26 protein-coding genes are annotated in these 21,307 nt (G+C 71.9%); 12 read left to right on the top strand and 14 right to left on the bottom strand.

Annotation, left to right across the window (positions count from 1 at the left end; all coding sequences use genetic code 11):
• The first annotated feature begins 260 nt into the window (after positions 1 to 260).
• From QSK31_RS09205 to QSK31_RS09190, 4 genes are all read left to right on the top strand, one after another.
• Entirely contained in the window at positions 261 to 1,046 is a 786-nt protein-coding gene (locus QSK31_RS09205) for a CAP domain-containing protein (protein WP_285682803.1), read from the top strand.
• Positions 1,047 to 1,173: 127 nt separating this feature from the next.
• Positions 1,174 to 2,679 (top strand): DUF3492 domain-containing protein, encoded by a 1,506-nt coding sequence (locus QSK31_RS09200; protein WP_285682802.1) that lies wholly within the window; start codon positions 1,174 to 1,176, stop codon positions 2,677 to 2,679.
• Complete coding sequence (locus QSK31_RS09195) at positions 2,676 to 4,652, top strand: hypothetical protein (protein ID WP_285682800.1); 1,977 nt, start codon at positions 2,676 to 2,678, stop codon at positions 4,650 to 4,652. Before QSK31_RS09200 ends, QSK31_RS09195 begins: the two co-directional genes overlap by 4 nt.
• A complete protein-coding gene (locus tag QSK31_RS09190; protein WP_285682796.1) occupies positions 4,649 to 5,191 on the top strand; it encodes a putative glycoside hydrolase in 543 nt (180 codons plus the stop codon). The genes QSK31_RS09195 and QSK31_RS09190 overlap by 4 nt, the downstream gene beginning before the upstream one ends.
• Here QSK31_RS09190 and QSK31_RS09185 read toward each other — a convergent pair.
• The gene (locus QSK31_RS09185; RefSeq protein ID WP_285682794.1) at positions 5,179 to 5,799 is read right to left on the bottom strand and encodes a TetR/AcrR family transcriptional regulator; all 621 of its coding nucleotides are present in this window, start codon (positions 5,797 to 5,799) and stop codon (positions 5,179 to 5,181) included. The genes QSK31_RS09190 and QSK31_RS09185 overlap by 13 nt on opposite strands.
• 46 nt (positions 5,800 to 5,845) lie before the next feature.
• Between QSK31_RS09185 and QSK31_RS09180 the strand changes: the two genes are divergently transcribed.
• On the top strand, positions 5,846 to 7,072 hold the full coding sequence (locus tag QSK31_RS09180) for an FAD-dependent monooxygenase (protein ID WP_285682792.1): 1,227 nt from the start codon (positions 5,846 to 5,848) through the stop codon (positions 7,070 to 7,072).
• A gap of 10 nt (positions 7,073 to 7,082) precedes the next feature.
• Positions 7,083 to 7,241 (top strand): type II toxin-antitoxin system YoeB family toxin, encoded by a 159-nt coding sequence (locus QSK31_RS09175; RefSeq protein WP_285683306.1) that lies wholly within the window; start codon positions 7,083 to 7,085, stop codon positions 7,239 to 7,241.
• Positions 7,242 to 7,248: 7 nt separating this feature from the next.
• On the opposite strand, the gene mutM is transcribed toward QSK31_RS09175, so the two are convergent.
• The 9 genes from mutM to rsmD all read right to left on the bottom strand — a co-directional run bounded on the left by mutM (position 7,249) and on the right by rsmD (position 13,635).
• Positions 7,249 to 8,103 carry a bifunctional DNA-formamidopyrimidine glycosylase/DNA-(apurinic or apyrimidinic site) lyase gene (mutM, locus tag QSK31_RS09170; RefSeq protein WP_285682790.1) on the bottom strand — a complete coding sequence of 285 codons (855 nt, stop codon included), beginning with the start codon at positions 8,101 to 8,103 and terminating at the stop codon, positions 7,249 to 7,251.
• Between the two features lie 28 nt (positions 8,104 to 8,131).
• A complete protein-coding gene (locus QSK31_RS09165) occupies positions 8,132 to 9,289 on the bottom strand; it encodes a mannosyltransferase family protein (protein ID WP_285682788.1) in 1,158 nt (385 codons plus the stop codon).
• Positions 9,286 to 10,047: a ribonuclease III gene (gene rnc / locus QSK31_RS09160; protein ID WP_285682786.1), complete on the bottom strand. Its 762-nt coding sequence runs from the start codon at positions 10,045 to 10,047 to the stop codon at positions 9,286 to 9,288. Before rnc ends, QSK31_RS09165 begins: the two co-directional genes overlap by 4 nt.
• Positions 10,037 to 11,143: a phosphate acyltransferase PlsX gene (locus QSK31_RS09155; RefSeq protein ID WP_502872931.1), complete on the bottom strand. Its 1,107-nt coding sequence runs from the start codon at positions 11,141 to 11,143 to the stop codon at positions 10,037 to 10,039. Before QSK31_RS09155 ends, rnc begins: the two co-directional genes overlap by 11 nt.
• 24 nt (positions 11,144 to 11,167) lie before the next feature.
• Positions 11,168 to 11,341, bottom strand: a complete 174-nt coding sequence (gene rpmF, locus QSK31_RS09150; RefSeq protein WP_285682784.1) for a 50S ribosomal protein L32 — start codon at positions 11,339 to 11,341, stop codon at positions 11,168 to 11,170.
• 5 nt (positions 11,342 to 11,346) lie between these two features.
• Positions 11,347 to 11,910 (bottom strand): YceD family protein, encoded by a 564-nt coding sequence (locus QSK31_RS09145; protein ID WP_285682782.1) that lies wholly within the window; start codon positions 11,908 to 11,910, stop codon positions 11,347 to 11,349.
• A 71-nt stretch (positions 11,911 to 11,981) separates the two neighbouring features.
• Positions 11,982 to 12,476 carry an ATP synthase subunit B family protein gene (locus tag QSK31_RS09140; RefSeq protein ID WP_285682780.1) on the bottom strand — a complete coding sequence of 165 codons (495 nt, stop codon included), beginning with the start codon at positions 12,474 to 12,476 and terminating at the stop codon, positions 11,982 to 11,984.
• Positions 12,477 to 12,583: 107 nt separating this feature from the next.
• Positions 12,584 to 13,063 (bottom strand): pantetheine-phosphate adenylyltransferase, encoded by a 480-nt coding sequence (coaD, locus tag QSK31_RS09135; RefSeq protein WP_285682778.1) that lies wholly within the window; start codon positions 13,061 to 13,063, stop codon positions 12,584 to 12,586.
• Entirely contained in the window at positions 13,060 to 13,635 is a 576-nt protein-coding gene (gene rsmD, locus QSK31_RS09130) for a 16S rRNA (guanine(966)-N(2))-methyltransferase RsmD (RefSeq protein ID WP_285682777.1), read from the bottom strand. Before rsmD ends, coaD begins: the two co-directional genes overlap by 4 nt.
• A gap of 340 nt (positions 13,636 to 13,975) precedes the next feature.
• Here rsmD and QSK31_RS09125 point away from each other — a divergent pair, with 340 nt between their 5' ends.
• Entirely contained in the window at positions 13,976 to 14,881 is a 906-nt protein-coding gene (locus QSK31_RS09125) for an LPXTG cell wall anchor domain-containing protein (RefSeq protein WP_285682776.1), read from the top strand.
• Between the two features lie 64 nt (positions 14,882 to 14,945).
• On the opposite strand, the gene QSK31_RS09120 is transcribed toward QSK31_RS09125, so the two are convergent.
• Positions 14,946 to 15,185, bottom strand: coding sequence for a hypothetical protein (locus QSK31_RS09120; protein WP_285682775.1), 240 nt, complete (start codon positions 15,183 to 15,185; stop codon positions 14,946 to 14,948).
• Positions 15,186 to 15,247: 62 nt separating this feature from the next.
• Here QSK31_RS09120 and QSK31_RS09115 point away from each other — a divergent pair, with 62 nt between their 5' ends.
• Positions 15,248 to 15,616: a hypothetical protein gene (locus QSK31_RS09115; protein ID WP_285682773.1), complete on the top strand. Its 369-nt coding sequence runs from the start codon at positions 15,248 to 15,250 to the stop codon at positions 15,614 to 15,616.
• Between the two features lie 125 nt (positions 15,617 to 15,741).
• On the top strand, positions 15,742 to 16,836 hold the full coding sequence (locus QSK31_RS09110) for a D-alanine--D-alanine ligase family protein (RefSeq protein ID WP_285682771.1): 1,095 nt from the start codon (positions 15,742 to 15,744) through the stop codon (positions 16,834 to 16,836).
• A 45-nt stretch (positions 16,837 to 16,881) separates the two neighbouring features.
• Here QSK31_RS09110 and QSK31_RS09105 read toward each other — a convergent pair whose 3' ends face one another.
• Together QSK31_RS09105 and QSK31_RS09100 are read right to left on the bottom strand one after the other, a co-directional pair.
• Positions 16,882 to 17,511: a DUF3515 family protein gene (locus QSK31_RS09105; protein WP_285682769.1), complete on the bottom strand. Its 630-nt coding sequence runs from the start codon at positions 17,509 to 17,511 to the stop codon at positions 16,882 to 16,884.
• Positions 17,512 to 17,513: 2 nt separating this feature from the next.
• Positions 17,514 to 17,747 carry an Lrp/AsnC ligand binding domain-containing protein gene (locus QSK31_RS09100; RefSeq protein ID WP_285682767.1) on the bottom strand — a complete coding sequence of 78 codons (234 nt, stop codon included), beginning with the start codon at positions 17,745 to 17,747 and terminating at the stop codon, positions 17,514 to 17,516.
• Positions 17,748 to 17,857: 110 nt separating this feature from the next.
• On the opposite strand from QSK31_RS09100, the gene QSK31_RS09095 reads away from it, so the two are divergent.
• Together QSK31_RS09095 and QSK31_RS09090 are read left to right on the top strand one after the other, a co-directional pair.
• On the top strand, positions 17,858 to 18,793 hold the full coding sequence (locus QSK31_RS09095) for a thiamine-phosphate kinase (protein ID WP_285682765.1): 936 nt from the start codon (positions 17,858 to 17,860) through the stop codon (positions 18,791 to 18,793).
• A 65-nt stretch (positions 18,794 to 18,858) separates the two neighbouring features.
• A complete protein-coding gene (locus tag QSK31_RS09090; protein ID WP_285682763.1) occupies positions 18,859 to 19,317 on the top strand; it encodes a GNAT family N-acetyltransferase in 459 nt (152 codons plus the stop codon).
• A gap of 190 nt (positions 19,318 to 19,507) precedes the next feature.
• On the opposite strand, the gene rpmB is transcribed toward QSK31_RS09090, so the two are convergent.
• Positions 19,508 to 19,699, bottom strand: a complete 192-nt coding sequence (gene rpmB / locus QSK31_RS09085; protein WP_030436140.1) for a 50S ribosomal protein L28 — start codon at positions 19,697 to 19,699, stop codon at positions 19,508 to 19,510.
• 166 nt (positions 19,700 to 19,865) lie between these two features.
• On the opposite strand from rpmB, the gene QSK31_RS09080 reads away from it, so the two are divergent.
• The coding region (locus QSK31_RS09080) for a DAK2 domain-containing protein (protein WP_502872930.1) at positions 19,866 to 21,307 on the top strand (1,442 nt) is incomplete at its 3' end.

Genomic DNA, 21,307 nt, shown 5'->3' with positions numbered 1-21,307 from the left:
AGGGGTTACCCGGACACGGATGGGCGCGACTGGCGACTCCTCCATAGTCCGCGCAGACGCACGCTGCGTCAAGCCGAGAGCACGGGGTCGGCCTGCGGTTCGGCAGTGAATCTCGCCACCCCGGGAGCCTTTCGACAGACTTATCTTTGCCTTAGCTGCCTGGCCTCCCTGGTTTTTCGCGCCCTACGGTCTCCGAGGTCGAGTCCTCTCGATCTCTCAGCTCGCCCGTCGCTCGCGGGCAGTCAACCGGAGGAAACGCGTTGTACCAGCCGATCGCCGTCAGCGAAGGCACCGGACGGCATCGCGGACGGCGCACGCCACCGCCCGCCCCCGTCGCCCTCGGCATCACCGTGATCGCGCTCGTGGCCGCCTTCGGTGGCGGCGCCGCGCTTCTTCCGCAGAGCGTCACCGGCAAGGGCATGCCTCTCGAGGCGGCCGGACCCGGTGCCGACGCCTTGGCGCCGGGTGCCGGTGGCGGGGCACCCGGCGTCCGGGCGGTTCCGGCGCCGGTGACGTCGTCCGCGGCACCGGCAACCACGGGCAAGACAGCCCCCAAGGTCAAGACGCCGGCCAGTCCCAAGGTCACCAGGAAGCCCACGATCCAGCCGACCACCAGGAAGCCCGCGGTGACCACCAAGGTCAAGGTCGCGCCCGGGCTCACCGGCCAGGAGAACGAGGTCATCCGGCTCACCAACGTCGAGCGGGACAAGGCCGGCTGCGGCGCGGTCGAGCTCAACACCCGGTTGCGGACGGCGATGCGCCTGCACGTCACCGAACTGGGCACGCACGGTGATCTCTACATCAGCCACGTCAGCGACGACGGGCGGTCGTTCGTCGACCGGGCCAAGGCGCAGGGGTACGACGACCCGGGCGGTGAGAACGTGGCGCGGGGACAGCGGGACGCGGCCGACGTCATGAACTCGTGGATGAACTCCGAGGGGCACCGGGCCAACATCCTCAACTGCTCGTTCAAGGCGATCGGGGTCGGTGCGGTCAAGGCCGGCGACGGATCGATCGTGTGGGGCCAGATCTTCGGCCGCAGCTGAATCGGCATTAATCGGACAAACAGTCCGAATTGTGTCGCCTAACCGACACGTTCCCGTAACTTTTCGCCGCTGCGTCGTTGCGCCCTGCGTGATATTGCCGACCCCCGCATCGACCTGAGTGCCGCGCATGCGCATCTGTCTGCTCACCGGTGGTGGGTATCCGTTTCGCCGTGACGCGCTCGGCGGCTGGTGCCGGACGATCGTCGAAGGGCTGCCCGAGGTCACCTTCGACCTGCTCACCGTCGTGGACCGGGAACCGGCGGGCGGTCCCGCGTACCCGTTGCCCCGGAACGTGCGAACGGCGCGCGCGGTCGTCCCGCAGACGCCGGAGCGACGCCGGGCCGGTCCGGCCGACGACGGAGCGACCACCGCCGCCGTCCTGCTCTGCCGCGGCCTGCTCGGCGAGCAGGAGAACGCCGACCAGATGTTCGCCGACGGGCTGCGCCGGCTCGCCGTCATGATCGACGAGCTTCCCGAGGACACCGGGTCGCCGCTTGCCGGGGTCGCGCTCGCCGACGTGCTGCTGGACGCCTGGCGCACCGGGCAGCGGATGACCGCGAACGATCGGCTGCCGCTGCCCCGCCTCAGCGTCCGCGACGCGCGCACCGCCGCCACCCTGCTGCGGCACGCGGCCCGGACGCTGGCCGTCCAGCCATCGGTCGCCGACCTGGTGCACTGCGTCGGCGGAACCACGCCGCTGCTGGCCGCGCTGTCCGGGCGCTGGCGCACCGGCACGCCGCTGCTGCTCACCGAGGCTCGGGCGCCGGTGGCCCGGGCGCGGCCGGCCGAGGAACGGCTGTCGCCGGCGGTACGCACGGTGCTGCGGCGGTTCCGGCGGTCGGTCGCTCGCACCGGATACGCCGAGGCGGAACTGATCGCGCCGCTGAGCGCGTACCACCACGGCTGGGCGCTCAAGCACGGCGCCCGCCCGTCCCGCCTGGTGTCGGTGCCGGCCGGCGTGGACCCCGGCGGCTTCGGCGCCGCGTACGAGACGGCCGCCGCCGACCATGCCGTGGTCTGGGCCGGAAGCGGCGGGCCGGACAGCGGGCTGGGCCACCTGCTGGAGGCGTTCGGCGTCGTGGTCGCCCAGGTACCCGGCACCGTGCTGCACCTGGTCGGGGTCACCGCGGCGCACGAGGACCACGCCGCCGAGGCGGTCGAGCGCAGCGGGCTGGGCCGGGCGGTCCGGCTCCACCCGCTGCCGGCCGATCCGAGCGACCGGTACGCGGCCGGCCAGATCGCCGTGCACCTGCCCGGGCCGGCCGACCCGCCGTACCGGCTGATCGAGGCCATGATGTCCGGCCGGGCCGTGGTCGGCGTGGACCTCGGACCGGCCGCCGAGACGCTCGGCGACACCGGCGTGCTGGTCCGGCCCGATGACCCGGCGGACCTGGCCCGCTCCGTGATCGAGCTGCTGCGGGCGCCGGCCCGGCGACGGTCGCTGGGCGAGGCCGCCCGGCGGCGCGCGCTGACCCACTTCACCACCGACCGGGTGGTCCGGGCCTACCGCGCCCTCTACACCGACCTGTCCGCGCCACCGCCCGCACCGGCCTTCGAGCTGGCGCTGTCGGTGCCGGCCCCGCGAGCCGAACCGCCGGCCACCCTGCGCTGGCTGGTCCGGGAGGATTCATGACTCTCTCACCACCCCACCCTGATCAGGCGTTCCCGACCTCCGGCGTCCCGTCGGAGGAGCGCCGCGACGGTCGCAGCCTGGGCAGCCTCCTGGCCGAGCACCTGGCCGCCGTGGAGGCCGAACGTGCCATCGAGCGGGTGCCGCCCCCGGCGCCGGTTGCTCCCGCCGTGGCGCTGCCGGCATCAGCCGCTCCCGCGGTGGCGCCGGACGGATGGATGGAGTCGGCCTGGGACGACGACCATCGGGTGGCCCTGGCCGGCGGGGTCCGGCAGGGCGAGAAGGACTTCGGCAGCCTGTCCCGGGACGACGACCGGATCGGCCTCGACGACGACGGGATGCCGGCGTTGTGGCCGCGCCCAGGCACCTCTTCAGCCGCCACCCCGTCAGTGGCAACCCCGTCAGTGGCCACCCCACCGGCTGCCGTCCCCGCGGTGGCCGGCCCCGTCGAACTGCACGATCCGGAGGCGGTCACCGTGTTGCCGGTGGCCGATGCCGGCAGGATGGCGGCGGCCGAGCCCGCACCCGACGGCAGATGGTCCTGGCCCCCGTCCGTGGCCGACGCGGCGACGCCCGAGCCGAAGGAACCCGGCGAGGCGGTGTCCGACGAGGAGCCCGAACCCGAACCCGAGTCGGTGGTCGGCCTGGCCGAGCGGCTGGGCGACGACATCGTGGACGCCTCCGACGTCGTCGCGGAGATCGGACAGCACGGTCTCGACGACGACGAGGAGGCGCGGCGGCGATACGGGATGTCGCTGCACGGGGTCGGGGTCTCCGTCCTCACGCATCTGGAGCAGCGGCGGATCCAGCGCGGGGCGCGCCGGGCCCCGGCCAAACGGCCGTACTTCGGGGCGGCGTTCGTCCGCTGCGCGCTCTACCTCGGGCCGCTCAGCGTCGCGGTCGCCGGTGTTCCGGTCTTCGCCCGGCTCGGATGGCTGGTCCCGGCCGTCCTGGCGCTGCTCGGCTGGAGCGCGGCGCAGGCGCTGACCAGTGTGGGCGCCGAGGTGGCGCGGAACGCGGGCGCGGCGCCGGCCGCCCGGCTGGTCGGTGGCGGGTTCCTCACGGTGGCCGGGATCTGGGGCGCGCTCGTGTGGGTGGCGCCCGACGCGCTGCTCGGCGGGTCGAGGGGGCTCGCGCTCACCGTCGGGCTGGGCGGGCTGGCCACCCTGGCGACGGTCACGGCGGCGCTTGTCACGCGTACCGAAGCCGATGTTGTGCGTTGGTCCTTGCCCTGCTGGTTGCTGGGGGCGCTCAGCGTGGCCGCGGTGCTGGGCGACGGCTGGGCGGCCGACCTGCCACTGGGGACGCTGCTGCCGGCCGCGATCGTGGTGGCGGCGGTGCGCGCCTACCGGCCGGTGATCATGCGACGGGTGCCGGGGCGGCCGCGGCTGCGGCGGGGCGCGATCTGGCGTGGCGCAGGACATCTGGTCCTCGGCGCGGGCCAGGCCGGTACGGCGGTGCTGATGTGGCATGCCGGACCGACCGTGGCGCTGGCGCTGGCGGTGCTGCCGCTGCTGCTCGCGGTGCCGGCGCTGGAGACGCTGATCGGCTGGCATCTGCACGAGATGGAGGCCGGGCTGGACCTGGCGGAGAGCGAACGGGACTACCGCCGGCACGTCCGCAGTGTGGCGGTGACCACGGTGTCCGCGCTGCTGCCACCGCTGGCCGCCGGGATCGCGCTGACCGCCGCCGCGTACCGCGTGCCTGCTCAGGCTCGGATCGGCGTGCTGGCGCTGGCGGCCGGGACGCTGCTCGGCGGCCTCCTCGCGATCACCTTCCTGCTGGCCGCGCGCCGCCGTACCGCGACCGCCGCGTCCCTGGCGGCCGCTGTGCCGTTGGCCATCCTGACACTGCCGCTCCTGCCCGCCCCGTCCCTCGCGCCGCTGCCGGCCGTCGTCGCCGTGCTCGCCGCGACCCACCTTCTCGGGTTGCTGCTGGTGGCGCACACCTCAGCCGATCAACGGAGGCCTTCGTGAAAACCCTCTTCCCCCCGTACGCCCACCCGTCCGCCGACCTCGCCCTGGACACCGACACCTGGATCGTCCAGGCCCGTCCCGGCCGCCGCTCGATGCACCAGATGCTCGGGCGCGTCGATCTGGACTGGGGCGGACGCTCCCTGGCGGACGTGCTGGCCGATGTGGACGCCTGGCGCGAGGACGGCGCCGAGGGCCTGTTCCTGGACCGGGCGCCGGCCGGGGAGGGCGGCGTGGGCCCGGTGGCGCTGATGGTGCGCCTGGCGGCCCGGCGCGGCCTGCACCGCGTGGTGCTCAATCCGGGCGTGCCGACGCACCCGCTCTACCGGGACCTGGGCGTCCGGATCTGCACCTTCGACGGACCGTGGGACGCGTACCAGGGCTGGGACGGCGACGGCGTGCTGCCCGGCGACGGGCATCTGGTGCACGGTGTGCCGACGGCTCTGCTGACCGCGGCCCGCCGCCTGATGGGCCGCCGGGGCGCCGGTTTCGGCCTCGCCACCGACGCGGCGCCGGTCCCGGCCCCGGCCTACGCCGAGTAGGCGCGGAGGAACGCCCGCACGCCTTCGACGACGAGCGGGCGGACCCGGTCGTCGCCGGCGACCGGCATGGCGCCCTGCCGGTTCAGCACCACGCCGAAGGTCAGCGCGATCAGATGGTCGGCGGCCAGCCGCGGGTCGGGCGTGGCGAGCAGCCCGGCCTGTGTCAGGGCGGCCAGTTGCTCGCCGAGCGCGTCCTCGGGCGCGTCGGCGAACGGCGCTTCCGCCAGGTGCCGCTCGCCGCCGAGCAGCTTGATCAGCGTGGTGTAGTCCGCGGAGCCGAGCATGTCGGTGACGATCCGCATGGAGAAGCCGACGAACGCGTCCTCCAGTTGCCCCGGGTCGGTGATGCCGCTCAGCGACCCGGCGATGGTCCGGCGAACCATGCCGACCAGCGAGTCCGAGATGTCCGCGACCACGGCCTGCAGCAGCGTCTGCTTGTCGCCGAAGTAGTCGTACACGGTCCGCTTGGACACACCCGCGCGCGCGGACACGGCGTCCACGCTGGTCCGGTCGAAGCCGTCGGACAGGAAGAGCTCGCGCGCCGCCGTCAGGATGGCCGCCCGCTTGACGGCCGACCCCTCGCGCAGCGCCTTGGAAGGGCTTGGCACACGACCAGCTTACCGGAACTACACTGCACGGTGTAGTGTAGGAGCCATGAAGGCACTCATCTCCGGCGCGAGCATCGCCGGCCCCACACTGGCCTACTGGTTGCACCGCTACGGCTGGGACGTGACCGTCGTCGAGAAGGCGCCGGCCGTCCGCGGCGGCGGCTACCCGATCGACGTCCGCGGCACCGCCCTCGGCGTCCTCGACCGGATGGGCGTCCTGCCCCAGGTGCGCGCCGCGCACATCAACACGCGGCGGCTCACCTTCCTCGCCCCCGACGGCAAGGTCGCCGGCGGCATCAAGCCCGAGGAGATCACCGGCGGCGTCGAGGGCCGCGACATCGAGCTCCCCCGCGGCGCCCTCACCACGGTCCTCTACGACGCCGTCCGCGACGACGTCGAGTGGATCTTCAACGACTCCATCGCCACACTCGAGGACCACGGCGACGGCGTCGCGGTCACCTTCCGCTCCGGCGCCGCCCGCGACTTCGACGTGGTGATCGGCGCCGACGGCCTGCACTCCAACACCCGCCGGCTGATCATGGGCCCCGAGGAGCCGTTCAACCGCTACCTCGGCTACTGCTTCGCCGGTTTCACCATCCCCAACGACCTCGGCCTCGCCCACGAGGGGCTGACCTGGTCGGCGCCCGGCCGGATGGCCACGGTCTACGCCGCCGGCTGCACCGACACCCTGCACGGCTTCCTGATGGCCCGGCGACCCCAGCCGCCCCTGGCCGAACTCGGCGACGCCGCCGCGCAGCGGGCGCTGATGGCCGAGGTCTTCGCCGGCGACGGCTCGATCGTGCCGCGGCTGCTCGACGGCATGCACACCGCCGACGACGTCTTCTTCGACGTGGTCAGCCAGATCCACCTGCCGGCGTGGTCACGCGGCCGGGTGGCACTGGCCGGCGACGCGGCCCACGCGCCGTCGTTCTTCTCCGGGCAGGGCTCCAGCATCGCCCTGGTCGGCGCCTATGTCCTGGCCGGCGAGCTGGCCACGGCGACCGACCCCGCCGCGGCGTTCGCCGCCTACGAGCGTCAGACCCGTGCTTTCGTACGCCAGAATCAAGCCCTCGCCGACGGCGGCGGCGCCACCCTCGCCCCGGCGACCGACCGGGCGCTGTGGTTCCGCAACCGCGTGCTGCTCAAGCTGGCGCCGCTGCTGACCGCCACCGGCCTCCTGGGCCGCGACGCCCGCCGCGCGACGACGGCCCTGACCCTCCCCGACTACCCGGCATCGAGGTCGCTGGCGTCGATCGCGCCTCGGCCAGCTTAAGAAGCACACCATCCAACGCGACGCCGCAGGTGACGGCATCGGCAAGCCCGAGCTGCTCAGCGGTGGCTCGAGCGGCTGGTCGTCACGCCGGATCGACGAGGAACACCGGCTGGTCTACCGCCTCCGCAATGAGACGGTGGAGACTGCCCAGTGCCGATACCACTGTTGAGCCCCGGTCAGGGGCGGCGGGCGCGGGGCCTCGGCTGGCAGCGCGGGCAGCTGAACGACGAGCGGTTCATGAACTGTTCGCGGCGGATCGGGGTGCCGCAGCGGTCGCAGGGCTCGCCCTCCCGGCCGTACGCGTGCAGGGCCCTGTCGAAGTAACCGCTCTGGCCGTTGACGTCGACGTAAAGCGCGTCGAAGGAGGTGCCGCCGGCCACGATCGCCTCGCCGAGGACGTCGCGGACGTGGGACAGCAGGCGGCGGACGGCGGGGCGGGTCAGGGCGTCGGTGGGGCGGGCGCCGTGCAGCTGGGCCCGCCACAGGGCCTCGTCGGCGTAGATGTTGCCGACGCCGGAGATCAGGGTCTGGTCGAGCAGGGCGCGTTTGATCTCGGTGTGCTTGGCGCGCAGGCGGGCGACGAACACCTCGTCGTCGAAGAGCGGGTCGATCGGGTCGCGGGCGATGTGCGCGATCTCGTCCGGCAGTTCGGCGCCGCTCTCCGAGACGGACAGGCCGCCGAACGTGCGCTGGTCGATGAAGCGCAGCTCGCGTCCGCCGTCGGTGAAGCTGAAGCGGACCCGCAGGTGCGGGCCGTCCTCCTTCTCGGACGGTTCGACCAGGAGCTGGCCGCTCATCCCGAGGTGGCCGATGATCGCGTCGCCGGAGTCCAGCGGCAGCCACAGGTATTTGCCGCGGCGGGCCACGTCGAGGATGGTGCGGCCGGTCAGCATCGCGATGAAGTGTGCGTCGCCGGGCAGGTGGCGGCGGATCGCGCGGGGGTGGTGCACCTCGACCCCGGCGATCGTGCGGCCCGCCACCCACTTGGCCAGGCCCTGCCGGACGGTCTCCACCTCGGGAAGTTCGGGCACAACAATCCTTAGAGCGTGTAGGGAATCCTTAGAGCGTGTAGGGCCAGACGACGACCAGGTACGCGCCGTACCAGAGGCCGAAGAGCGCCCACGCGACGATCGACAGCACCGCGACCCGGGGGCGGGCGCGGGCCGCGGCCATCACGGCGGGCAGCAGCGTCAACAGTACGGGCAGCAGCAGGCGCGGCTTGGAGTGGTAGAAGCCGGCCTGGCCGTACACCAGGATCATCGCCAGCACCCCGTAGACGACCAGCGGCGGCCACGGCCGGGTCGCCAGCGCCACACCGGCCGCGGCCAGGGCGGCCAGCAGGATCAGTGCGACGCTCATCGGCACCCAGCCGTCGCCGCTGCTCAAGGTCGTACCCAGAAAGCTCACCGTGCTGGCGCCGAAGTCGAAGGACGTGCCCCACCCGGCGGTCTGGATCTTGAACCAGGCGTCGAGCTCGCCCACGCGCAGGCCGACCCACGCCAGGTAGGCGGGCACCCCGGCCAGCGCGACGGCGGCCGCGGCGATCGGCTGCCAGGACCTTTCCCTCCGGTACGCACACACGGCGGCCACCGCGAGGGCGACTGCCGCGGCGGCACCGGTCGGGCGGGTCAGCGACGCGGCCAGCCCGAGCAGTCCGGCCGCCCACCACACCCGGCGATGCGCGGCGGCCAGCATCCCGGCCACAAAAGCCAGGAACAGACCTTCCGAGTACGCCATGCTGAGCACCACCGAGACCGGCGCCGAGCAGCAGATCGCCACCAGCGCCCAGCCCGCCCGGCGGTCGTGCAGCGTCGTACCCAGCAGGTGCAGCGCGACCGCCGCGCCGGCCGAGGCCAGCCAGGCCACCGCGATCGCCGCCGTGCCGGAGTCCACGCCGAGCACCGTGATCAGCCGGATCAGCATCGGAAAGACCGGGAAGAAGGCCAGGCCGTTGCCCTCCAGCGCGCCGGTCTCCGCGTACGTGTAGCCGTGCGGGTAGCCGTCCGTGGCGACGCGCTGGAACCAGCCGCCGTCCCACTCCAGCAGGTGCTGGCGCATCGACTGGCCGTCGTCGGCGACCGCGGACAGCCACGCCAGCATGATCAGCTGGACGGCGCGGGTGGCGAGCAGGATGCCCGCCGCGATCGCCAGGCCCCGCAGGCCACCGGCCTTGTCGAGCAGGGAACCGCGGCTCTCCGGATGGTTCTCCGAGGTCACGCCGTGTGGCCGCCACCGGCGACGGCCGGGGGCGGCGTCGCCTGTTCGGCACGCTCGGTGAGGGTGCGCCACGCGGCCGCGGCGGCACGCTGCTCGGCCTGCTTCTTGCTGCGCCCGTCCGAGCCGCCGTAGCGCTCGCCGGCCACCACCACCCAGGCGGTGAACGTCTTCGCGTGGTCCGGCCCGGCGTCGTCGATCACGTAGTCCGGCACGCCCAGCCCGAGCGCCGCGGTCAGCTCCTGGAGGCTGGTCTTCCAGTCCAGGGCGGCGCCACGGCCGGCCGACTCGGCCATCAACGGGTCGAACAGTTTGTGGATCACCGTGCCGGCCTTGTCCAGGCCGTGCTCCAGGTAGATCGCGCCGAGCAGAGCCTCCAGCGTGTCCGCCAGGATGCTCGCCTTGTCCCGGCCGCCGGTGGTCTCCTCGCCCTTACCCAGCAGCAGGTGCGGTCCGAGGCCCTCGGGGCCCAGCGTGCGTGCCACGTCGGCCAGCGCGTGCATGTTCACCACACTCGCCCGGAGCTTGGCCAGCTGGCCCTCCGGAAGATCGGGGTGGTTGTGGAACAACGCCGACGTGATCACCACGCCGAGCACCGAGTCACCCAGGAACTCCAGGCGCTCGTTGGTCGGCAGACCACCGTTCTCATATGCGTACGACCGATGCGTCAGGGCGCGTTCGAGCAGGCCGGGCTCGAGTGGCACACCGAAGGCCTCCTCGAGCGTCTTGGTCGACGGCCGTCGTCTCTTGTCACTGCTCATCAATCACCTCGGGTTCGCTCATGAGTGCGGCGATCGCTGGCACCGCGCCACGGCGGTGCAGATCGGCGGCCAGCGCGATGCCGGCCGCGAGGTCTGGGCCTGAGGCCGCGCCGTGACAGACGACGACCGTGCCGGAGACGCCCAGAAGGGTGGCCGCGCGGGGCGGGACGTCGCCCTCGCGCGGCGGGGCCGTCCGGGCGTACGCCGTCTCCAGGCCCTTGAGAAGGATGTTGCCGGTGAAACCGTCGGTCACCACGACGTCGGCGCCGCCCCCGATCACCACGTCGCCGCCCTCGACCAAGCCGGTGTAGCGGGCGCCCGCCGGCAGTCTCGCGTCGCCGAGCAGGGCCGGCATCGCACGTCGGAGGCGGTCGCCCTTGCCGCGTTCGGTGCCGATGGTGAGCAGGCCGACCCGGGGTGCGGTCAGCTCGTGCACCACCGAGGCGTACGCGACGCCCAGCCTCGCCTGAGTGAGGAGGGCCCGCTCGTCGGGGTCGACGGTGGCGCCGACGTCGAGCAGCACCAGCCGCCCGGTGGCGGTGGGCAGCACCGCGGCCAGCGCCGGGCGGCGTACTCCCGGCCAGCGCCCGAGACCGAGTGCGGCCGAGGTGACCGTGGCGCCGGTGGACCCGGCGGAGACGACGGCGTCCGCCTCGCCCTCGGCGACCGCCAGGACCGCGGCGCGCACGCCGGACTCGATCCAGCCGGCGTTGCCGGGCCTTCCCACCGCGCCGGTGCTGCCGGCTCTTCCGACCGCGCCGGTGCTGCCGGGCCTTTCGGCCTCGGTGCTGCCGGGCGTCTCGGCCGTGCCGGTGCTGCCGGGCCGGCGGCCCAGACTGCCGATCACGCGCACGCGGCCACGATCGTCCGGGCTCAGGGCAGCCAGAACCTCGCCGGCCGCCTCCACGGGGCCGACGAGAAGAAGGTGAACGGCCGGATCGGCCTGAACGGCACGCAGAGCGCCGTCAACCACGACGGCGGGAGACTCGTCCCCGCCGAGGAGGTCGACGGCGATCCGCGCGATGCCCGGCCGCGGGGTTCGCCCGCCGTCCGGAACACCGGCTCGTCGCCGCTGGTCAGACTCGACCCGCCCGATGCTCGGGCGCGTCACCAAGGAGGCTCAGACCTCGATGACCTGGCGCCCGTTGTAGGTGCCGCAGACCGAGCAAGCCGCGTGCGGCAGCTTCGGCGACTTGCACTGGGGGCAGGCCACGGTCGAGACCGCGGTCGCCTTCCAGTTGGCCCGGCGCGACCGGGTGTTGCTGCGCGACATCTTGCGCTTGGGGACGGCCACGGTTCCTACTCCTCGTTACTCGACAGGTTGCGCAAAGCGGCCCACCTGGGGTCGACGTCCTCATGGCTGTGGTCAGCCGGCAGGTCGGCGAGACGTGCGCCGCACTCGGTGCACAACCCTGGGCAGTCCGGCCGGCAGATCGGGTTCGCCGGCAGCGTGAGCACCACCGCGTCCCGGACCACCGGTTCCAGGTCCAGCAGGTCGCCCTGCATCCGGCCCACCTCGTCCTCGTCGGTGGTCTCCTCGGTGGTGCTGTCCTCGTAGGCGAACAGCTCCGCGACGGACACGTCGAAGGGCTCGGTGATCTCGTCCAGGCAACGACCGCACTCGCCGGTGAGCGAGCCGCGGACATTGCCGCTGACGTAGACACCCTCGGACACCGACGTGAGCGTCAGATCGAGCTCGAGGTCGGAGCCCACGGGCACCGAGATCAGTTCCAGGCCGAGATCCGCCGGTGCCGGCACCACCCGTTGAAGGGCACGCGTCGCACCAGGCTGCCGGGGAAGCTTCGTCGTGTCGACGACCAGCGGCTGCCTGGTATCCAGGTGTTTCTTGGGTGACTTAGGCATAGTTGTCTCTCAGCCTTTGAAGGCCGACAGGAAAGGTTACCTGAGCAGCCGGTGAAGCGTCGAATCGCCCCTCAGAAGGGCAGCGGGCGCTCTTCCTCGCCCTGGAAGGTGCCGATCTCGCGGAGCGCGTGCATCTTGTCGCGGCCCCTCTCGATCGACGACAACGCCCTGGTCAGGAACTGCTCGAAGTTCGCCAGGGCGGTGTCGACGTAGTCGTCGACCTCCTCGCGCAGGCGCTGCGCCTCGGCCCGGGACTCGGCGATGATCCGGGCGCCCTCGTGCTCGGCGGAGACCGTGATCTCGTTCACCGACACCAGGCGGGCGTGTTCCGCCTCACCCTCGCTGATGATCCGGTCGGCCTCGCGCTTGCCGGCATCGATGATCTTGTCGCGTTCCTCCAGCAGCGCGGCCGCCCGACGAAGGTCGCCGGGCAGCTCGGCGCGCAGCTCGTCGAGGATGGCGACCATCTCACCCCGGTCGAACATGTAGTTCGTCCGAGACATCGGCACCGAGCGTGCCGATTCCACCATGGCGATGATCTCGTCGATGCGGTCGAGCGGATCCACCGGCGTCTCACTCCTGTCATCACGCGCCCCACGGAGCGTGGTGCGATCACGTTACTGCGTAATCGGCCACTGCCCATGATGGGGTGCGCCCGGCGAGTCGGCCCGACTCAGCTCTGCTCGAGGCGCGTCCCCAGCCGTTCGCCGACCATGTCCGGTACGTACGTGGAAATGTCGCCGCCCCACTTGGCCACCTCTTTGACCAGGCTGGACGAGAGAAAGGAATGCTGCGGGTTGGTCGGCATGAACAACGTCTCGACCCCGGAGAGCCCGATGTTCATCTGCGCCATCTGCAACTCGTAGTCGAAGTCACTGACCGCGCGAAGGCCTTTCACCACGACCGCCGCCTCCTGCGCCCGGCAGAAATCGACCAGCAGGCCGCGGAACGACTCGACCCGCACATTCCCGTAAGAGGCGGTCACCTCGCGAAGCATCTCGATGCGCTCCTCGATGGTGAACAGCCCGGTCTTGTGCTGGTTGATCAGCACCCCGATGATCACCTCGTCGAAGAGCCGGCTGGCCCGGCCGACGATGTCCAGGTGGCCGTTCGTCACGGGATCGAAGGAACCCGGGCACACCGCACGTCTCATGATCGGCGACCGTACCAAAGGGTGGTCTCCCCGTAGCGCCTGCTGCGCTCGGATGTGATGCCGTCCACCCAGCTCAGATCCTCTCCTCTGGGCACCGCACGGGTGCTGCGCTCGATCGCCACCACGGCGTCCGGCGCCAGCCAGCCGTTGGCCACCAGCAACGTCTCCACCTCGGTCAACTCGTCGTCGGCCAGGGCGTACGGCGGATCGGCGAACACCACGTCGAACGGCCCGCCCTCGGGCGGGGTGGCGAGCACCGACGCCACCCTGCCGGTGATCAGCCGGGCGGACGAACCAGCACGCAGCGCGACGATGTTGTCGCGGATGACCCGCGCGGCCTTGGCATCCGATTCAACGAGAAGCGTGAATGTAGCTCCGCGTGACAATGCCTCCAGGCCGACCGCCCCGGAACCGGCATAGAGATCAACGAACCGGGCACCGTCCAGATCGGTCAGCGACTCGAGGGCGCTGAAGAGCGCCTCCCGCACCCGGTCGGAGGTGGGACGGGTCTGTGAACCGGCCGGGGCGGCCAGCCGCCGGCCGCCGTGCGCACCGGCGATGATCCTGGTCATTGGGCTCCCATTAGCACGGCATGAAGGTACTGCACCACCCTCTGGTGACCGCCGCGCAGGTGAATTCTGCAATGCCCGAACCCTACCCAGCGAATCGATGAAATGCCTCTCGGTACAACGAAGGTCTCGGATTCGCATCGACACCATTAAGCGGTGCTCATCGGTTTCCCAAATTCACCGCAGTCGCTATGGTCACTGCCTGTTGCAGCTGACTTCGGTCGGCTGCCCGACGACGTTGGGGAGGCGTCGTCGCAAGGCTCGCTCTCGTTCTCGCGCTTGCGCCATGCCTCCTCGTGACCTCGTAAACCCCTGAACCCACCACAGGAGCACAGGAGTACGCGTGAACCTGCTGAAGTCCCCCCTGCGCCGCACCCTCGCGGTCGCCGCCGGCGCCGTCATCGGCATGACCGGTGTCGTGGCGCTGCAAAGCCCGGCGAGCGCTCACCACCCGGGCATCGAGGTCTCGACCGACTGCCCGACCGGTGACAACTGGAAGATCACCTGGAACGTCTCGGCCTACGCGCCGGGCGACCGTGAGGCCACCATCACCGCGGTCGAGCAGACCAACGGCGAGGGCGCGGCGTTGCAGCTCAACGCCGACAGCCAGCTCAAGACGATCGTCAAGGACGGCACCATCGGGGCCAACAAGACGATCACCGAGGTCCAGACGCTGCCCAAGAAGGTCACCAAGGTTTCGCTCAAGGTCTTCCTCTCCTGGAACAACGGGGAGATCAAGGGCGACACCGAGAAGACCATCGACATCAAGCCGGACTGCAAGCCGGACGAGCCGCAGACCCCGGACACTCCGGACACCCCCGATACCCCGGACACCCCCGACACCCCGGCCACGCCGGCCGAGCCGACCCCGATCGTCGAGATGGACTGCGACACGATCGTCATCGGCCTGGACAACCCGAAGGACGGCGTGGAGATCACGCTGACCCTCGAGACCAGCAAGGGCGAGAAGCGGACCCTGACCGTCAAGCCGGGTCAGAAGAAGACCGAGAAGTTCTCCGCCACTCCGGGCTTCACCGTCAAGGTGGGTGCCAAGGAGATCGAGGAGACCACCACGATCGCCTACGAGAAGCCGGATGACTGCTCGGCGACCGGCGCGGGTGGCGGCGACGAGCTCGCCCACACCGGTGCCAACGCCAGCACCGTCGCCGGTGCCGCGGGTGCCGTGCTCCTGATCGGCGCCGCGCTGTTCTTCGTGGCTCGCCGCCGGAAGATCAAGTTCACCGCCTGATCGCGTAACACCAGCTAGCTCCTGCTGAGGGCGCGCCGACCATCTGGTCGGCGCGCCCTTCGCGTCATTCCACGTCGGCAACGCCCGGTCCATCACCGAGTTCCGCGCCGAGCCCGGCGCCCGCGCCGTGGTCACCTTCGACGACCCGGCGTTCGGCTCGGTCCTCATCGAGGACGTGCCACAGAACCACTGTGGCCCCCGGCAGGACGAGCAGGACGACGGGTTCGACTGGAACCGGCCCTGGGTCGGCCGGTGTCATCGGCATCATCGCGTTGCTGGGGATCGCCGCGCGCGTGCTGCTCACCGTTCGCCGCCGGCGGCGGGGCGAGGACCAGACCTGATCGGGTACGGGCATACGGTGTCGCCATGGAGTGGAACAGCTTCGACGGCGCCGAGGTCGCCGCACTCACCGAGGGGACGGCCTTCGTGGCCGAGCCGGGCGAGCGTGACTGCCCGTCCTGCGGGGCGCGGGCGCTCCGGGCGTACCTGACAAAGCCTGAAACCGCGCGCCGGCCCACCCTGGTCTCCTACGTCTGGTGCACCGCTTGCCGCAAGTTCGTCGGCAGCCGCTCCGCGCTGCCCGCCGGGCTGGTCTTCACCGACCCCCTGGCAACCCTGCCGGTCGCCGAGCGCAGGGACGTCGAGCGCAGCCTCACCGGCTTCCTGGCGCATCTGGACGGTCTCTGGGAGACCGGGGTGCTCCCCCAGTCCTTCGGAGTGCGAAGCGCATCCTGATCGTCACCCGCAGTACTGGGTGGAGCCACTTTGCCCGTCCACTGCCTACGGAGAGTAGGGTGCCCGAAGTGCTGTAGGTCATATCCGCGCCAGGCCGTAGCCCGCCCACCGAGAGGCCCCTCCCTGTGACGACCCCTCCCAAGACCCGTGTCGCCGTCGTCTTCGGCGGACGCAGCCACGAGCACGCCATCTCCTGCGTCACCGCGGGCAGCATCATGAACGCGCTGGACTCCGACGTCTACGAGGTGGTGCCGGTCGGCATCACCCGGGAGGGCGCGTGGGTGCTCACCGCCGGCGACCCGGAGCAGCTGGCCATCAACGACCGGCGCCTGCCGGAGATCACCGCCGCGTCCGGTAACGCGCTCGTGCTGCCCGCCGACCCCACCGCCGACGGCCTGACGGTCGTCGACCCCACCGAGGGCGTACGCTCGCTCGCCGGGGTGGACGTGGTGTTCCCGGCGCTGCACGGCGCGTACGGCGAGGACGGCACCATCCAGGGCATGCTCGAGATGGCCGGCATCCCCTACGTGGGCGCCAACGTCTTCGCGTCGGCGGCCGCCATGGACAAGGAGTTCACCAAGAAGCTCGCGGTGGCCGAGGGCATCCCGACCGGACCGTACGCGGTGCTCCGCGCCGGCGCCTCACTGTCCGAGGCGGACAAGGAGCGGCTGGGTCTGCCGGTGTTCGTGAAGCCCGCCCGGGCCGGCTCGTCGTACGGCGTGAGCAAGGTCTCCGACTGGTCCGAGCTGGACGACGCCGTGGCCGAGGCGCGCGACGTCGACCCCAAGGTGCTCGTCGAGTCCGCGATCGTCGGCCGTGAGGTGGAGTGCGGCGTGCTGGAGGGCGAGGCCGGCGGCGTGCCCGAAACCTCGCTGGTGGCCGAGATCCACCTGTCCGGGCACGAGTTCTACGACTTCGAGGCGAAATACCTGGAGGGCTCGGCGTACGACCTGCCGGCCAAGCTCTCCGACGAGGTGACCGCGAAGGTCCGGGAGTACGCCCAGCGCACCTTCACCGCGCTGGACTGCGCCGGCCTGGCCCGCGCCGACTTCTTCGTCACCGAGGACGACCGGGTGCTGCTCAACGAGATCAACACGATGCCCGGCTTCACGCCGACGTCGATGTTCCCGCTGATGTGGGCGGCCACCGGCCTGGAGTACCCCAAGCTGATCGACCGCCTCATCAAGTCGGCACTACGCCGCGGAACGGGCCTGCACTAGCCATCCGCAGCCCCGCCGCCGCCCCTGACCGGACTCAAGGCTGACTTATCTGCAGCCGCTCGGCACTCCCGCGGTCTTGGACTTGACCGTCTTGATCACGACGTCGGAGAACTCGTTCGCCCACTGGGCCGGGTTCTCGTACGTGGCCGGGATGGTCACCCGGACGGCGACCTCACGGTCCATCGTGGTGAAGACGGCGCCGGACGCGCCGGTCGTGCCGTACCAGCAGACCCGGTTCATGATCAGCAGGTCGGCGGTCAGCGGCACACAGCCCGCCGGCCCAGTGCCCTCCAGGGGGCACATCTGCGGCGCCGGCGTCCCGCAGGACACGGTCAGGGGCGGCTCGCCGTACGCCGCGTTCTGCTCCGGGCCCGCGCTCACCTTGCGCGCGGGCAGGTTTCGCACCGTGTCCGGCAGCTGGGAGGTCACCGCCAGGCACACCAGCGCGGCGCGCTCGGTCAGCTTGGGCGCAGCGATCTCCACCGGCGTCGACGGGACGGCCACCGGGGCCGATGCTGAGGCCTTCGGCGCGGCGGCCGGCTCCGGCTTGATCGCGAGGAAGAACACCACCCCGACGATCAACGCCACCGGGAGAGCGACCACGGCGGCCCAGAGCGCGGCGCGGCGGTTGCCCGGGTCCGGCTTCACAGGGGTACGGGTCTTCAGGTCGACCATGCTCAGAGGTTTACCACGCTGCAGGTAAGGGTCCTCGTGATGCCCGGCACGTACTGGACCTTGCTCACAATCAGCCGGCCGAGCTCGTCGACCGTGTGCGCCTCGGTCAGCACCACGACGTCGTACGGCCCGGTGACCGCGTCGACGCGCACCACTCCGGCGATTTTGTCGATCGCGGCGGCCACGTCACGAGCCTTTCCGACCTCCGTCTGGATGAGGATGTATGCCTGGACCACGACTGACTCCTTTCCGACGGCACGGGAGAACCCGAACGTGAAACTACCGTACGGATCGGCTCGGCAGCGGGCCGCCACCTCAGGCGGCCACCAATGAGGGGGAAAGCTACGTGAGCATCGCCGAGGCCGGCGAGTTCGGGCTGATCGCGCGTATTGTCGCGCGCCTCGACGACGGCCCCGCCACCCTGCTCGGCCCCGGCGACGACGCCGCACTCGTCGCGGCGCCGGACGGCCGGGTGGTGGCGAGCACCGACGTGCTCGTCGAGGGCAGGCACTTCCGCCGGGACTGGTGCACCGCCACCGACGTCGGGCACCGTGCGGCCGCCGCGAACCTGGCCGACATCGCGGCCATGGGCGCCGCCCCGACCGCGCTGCTGATGGCTCTCGTGGCGCCCACCGACCTGGAGATGTCCTGGCCCGAGGAGCTGGCCGGCGGGCTCGCCGCGGAGGCCGCCAAGGTGGGCGCGAGCGTCGTCGGCGGCGACGTCTCGGCGGGGCCGCTGACCGTGGCGGTGACCGCGCTCGGCGACCTGGGCGGCCGCCCGCCGGTGACCCGGACCGGCGCCCAGCCCGGCGACGTGCTCGCGCTGGCCGGGCGGACCGGGTTCGCCGCCGCCGGATACGCGATCCTGTCCCGCGGCTTCCGCACCCCGAAGGTCTTCGTCGAGGCGTACCGGCGGCCCGAGGTTCCGTACGCGGCGGGCACGGCGGCCGCTCAGGCGGGCGCCACCGCGATGATCGACGTGTCCGACGGCCTGCTCCAGGACCTCGGGCACATCGCCACCGGGAGCGTGGTCGGCATCGACGTGCGGCGGGAAGCCTTCGGGATCCCCGACCAGATGCGCGACGCGGCCAGCGCGCTCGGCGTGGACCCGTACCTCTGGATCCTGACCGGCGGGGACGACCACGCCCTCGCCGCGACCTTCCCGCCGGAGGCCGCGGTGCCGCCCGGCTTCCGGGTGATCGGCACCGTGCACGAGGGCACCGGGGTGACCGTCGACCGCACGCCGTGGACCGGGGGGAGCGGCTGGGACCACTTCCGCTGAGCGTTGTCCCACACTCGCCCTCCCGGGCGAGGCCGGGACCGCGCTCAGACGTTTAGGGTCGCCTCGTGGATGAGATCGAGGTGCGTGAGATCGGCTTCGCCGACCCGCGCGTGCAGGCGCTGGTCACCGAGGCTCTGACCGAACTCGGCGGACGGTACGGAGGCAGCGGCGACGACACACCGGTGACGCTCACCGACTTCGACCCGCCGGTCGGCGCCTTCTTCGCCGCCGTCGACGGCGACGCGCTGGTGGGGTGCGGCGGCTGGCGACGCCACGGTACGGACGCCGAACTCAAGCGCATGTTCACCACGCCGGCGGCACGCGGGCGGGGCGTGGCACGGCGCCTGCTGGCGACGATCGAGGAGTCCGCCCGGGCGGCCGGCATGAAGCGGGTCATCCTGGAGACCGGCGACAAGCAGCCCGAGGCGATCGGGCTCTACGAGTCGGCCGGATATGTCCGGATCCCTGACTTCGGCTACTACAAGGGTGCGCCCGGGGTGCTGTCCTTCGCCCTGGACCTCTGACCACCAGGGGCCTTTTCCCGGCCCGCCTGCTCCCCGGAGCCCTGCCACACGCAGACGACCCGGAGGCTGACGTCGAGCACTTGGACTATCCCTCGTGTTTCGTTCAACTACACGCAGACGACCCGGAGGCTCAGGCACACGCAAACGACCCCCGGAGGCTCAGCCTCCAGGGGTCGCCGACACAGCGAGATTAGGCGCGAACGACCTTGCCGGCCTTGATGCACGAGGTGCAGACCTGCAGCTTCTTGGTCGTGCCGCCACCGGCCGGGGTACGCACCGACTGGATGTTCGGGTTCCAGCGGCGGTTGGTCCGCCGGTGCGAGTGGGACACGTTGTGGCCGAAGCCCGGTCCCTTGCCACAGACGTCACACACGCTAGCCACGGGAACACTCCTGAGATCTGAAATCTGAGAACTGAAGCGCCCAGGACTGAACCGCCCACAGGCAACCCGACCACGGTACCCGATGCCCCGGGGCGGGGGCCAATCGGCCTCACGTACGCGGGGAAATGTCGGTCGTCCCCAGTAAGGTCGGAGCGTGCTGGAAACGCTGGACGACGCGGCCGTCCACCGCTGGTGCGGTGGCGGGCTCGCCGCGCTCCGGGCCCACCAGCACGAGATCGACGAGCTCAACGTCTACCCGGTGCCCGACGGCGACACCGGCACCAACCTGGTGCTCACCCTGACCTCGGCGGCCGAGGCGTTGTCGTCCGCGGACAACTCTCCAGGCGACGCGGCAGGCTCGCCTCCGGCTGACGCCGCCGACACCCCTCCCGGAAGCGCCGCCGGCACGCCTCCCGGTGACGGCGTCAGCACGCCTCCGGTGCGGGCGATGCGCCGGATGGCGCGTGGGGCGCTGCTGGGCGCCCGCGGCAACTCCGGGGTGATCGTGTCGCAGATCTTCCGCGGCATGGCCGACAGCTTCGCCACAACGGTCACGGTCCGGGGCGGCGAACTGGCGTCGGCCCTGCGCACAGCCAGCGAGGCCGCCTACGCGGCGGTGGCCCGGCCGGTCGAGGGCACCGTCCTGTCGGTGGTGGCCGCGGCGGCGGAGGCGGCGGGCCGGCTCAAGTCCGACGACCTCCGGGCGACAGCGCGGGCCGCGGCGCGAGCGGCCGCCGAGGCCTTGGCCCGGACGCCGCAGCAGCTTCCCGTGCTGGCCCGAGCCGGCGTCGTGGACGCGGGCGGGCGCGGGCTCGTCCTTCTTCTCGAGGCCCTCGTCGAAGCGTTGGGGCCGGCCGGTGGCGAGGAGAAGCCGAACCTCCTCCCCTCTTCGGCCCCCGAAGTGGGATCAACCTCCGAGACGGGCCCGAGCCCCGCGGTGGGCCCGAGCCCCGCAGTCGGCCCGAGCCCCGCAGTCGGCCCGAGCCCCGCAGTCGGACCGAGCCCCGCAGCGGGACCCAGCCCCGCAGCGGGTGGGGAAAGGCCCTTCGCGGTGCGCAGCGAGATCGAGGAGGCGGGCGGCGCTGCGGCGGATCGTCAGGACGCCACGGCCCCACGAGGTGACGTCGCGTCGGCGGCGGGCTTCGGGTTCGGGTATGAGGTTCAGTACCTGCTGGACGCTTCCGCCGAGGCAATCGGTGTGCTGCGCGCGCGGTTGAGCCTGCTCGGGGACTCGCTCGTGGTGGTGGGCACCGGTGACGGCGAGCCGCCCACCTGGAACGTGCACGTCCATGTCGAGGTCACTGCCGTCGGGGCCGCCATCGAGGCGGGCCTCGAGGCGGGGCGGCCGCATCGGATCAGCGTGACCCGGCTGGAGGATCGGCTGGGCGGCGATCACACGCACGGGCAAGGCGATCAGGGCGGCGAACGCAGCCGAGACGGGCTGACCGGCGAACGCGGGCAGGGCGGCGAACGCGAGCAAGGCGGCGAACGCGAGCAAGGCGGCGAACGCGAGCAAGGCGGCGAACGCGAGCAAGGCGGCGAACGCGAGCAAGGCGGCGAACGCGAGCAAGGCGGCGAACGCGAGCAAGGCGGCGAACGCGAGCAAGG

This window comes from Actinoplanes sp. NBRC 103695 (assembly GCF_030269485.1).
Lineage (GTDB): Bacteria > Actinomycetota > Actinomycetes > Mycobacteriales > Micromonosporaceae > Actinoplanes.
This window is presented reverse-complemented; position numbering and strand designations above follow the sequence as displayed.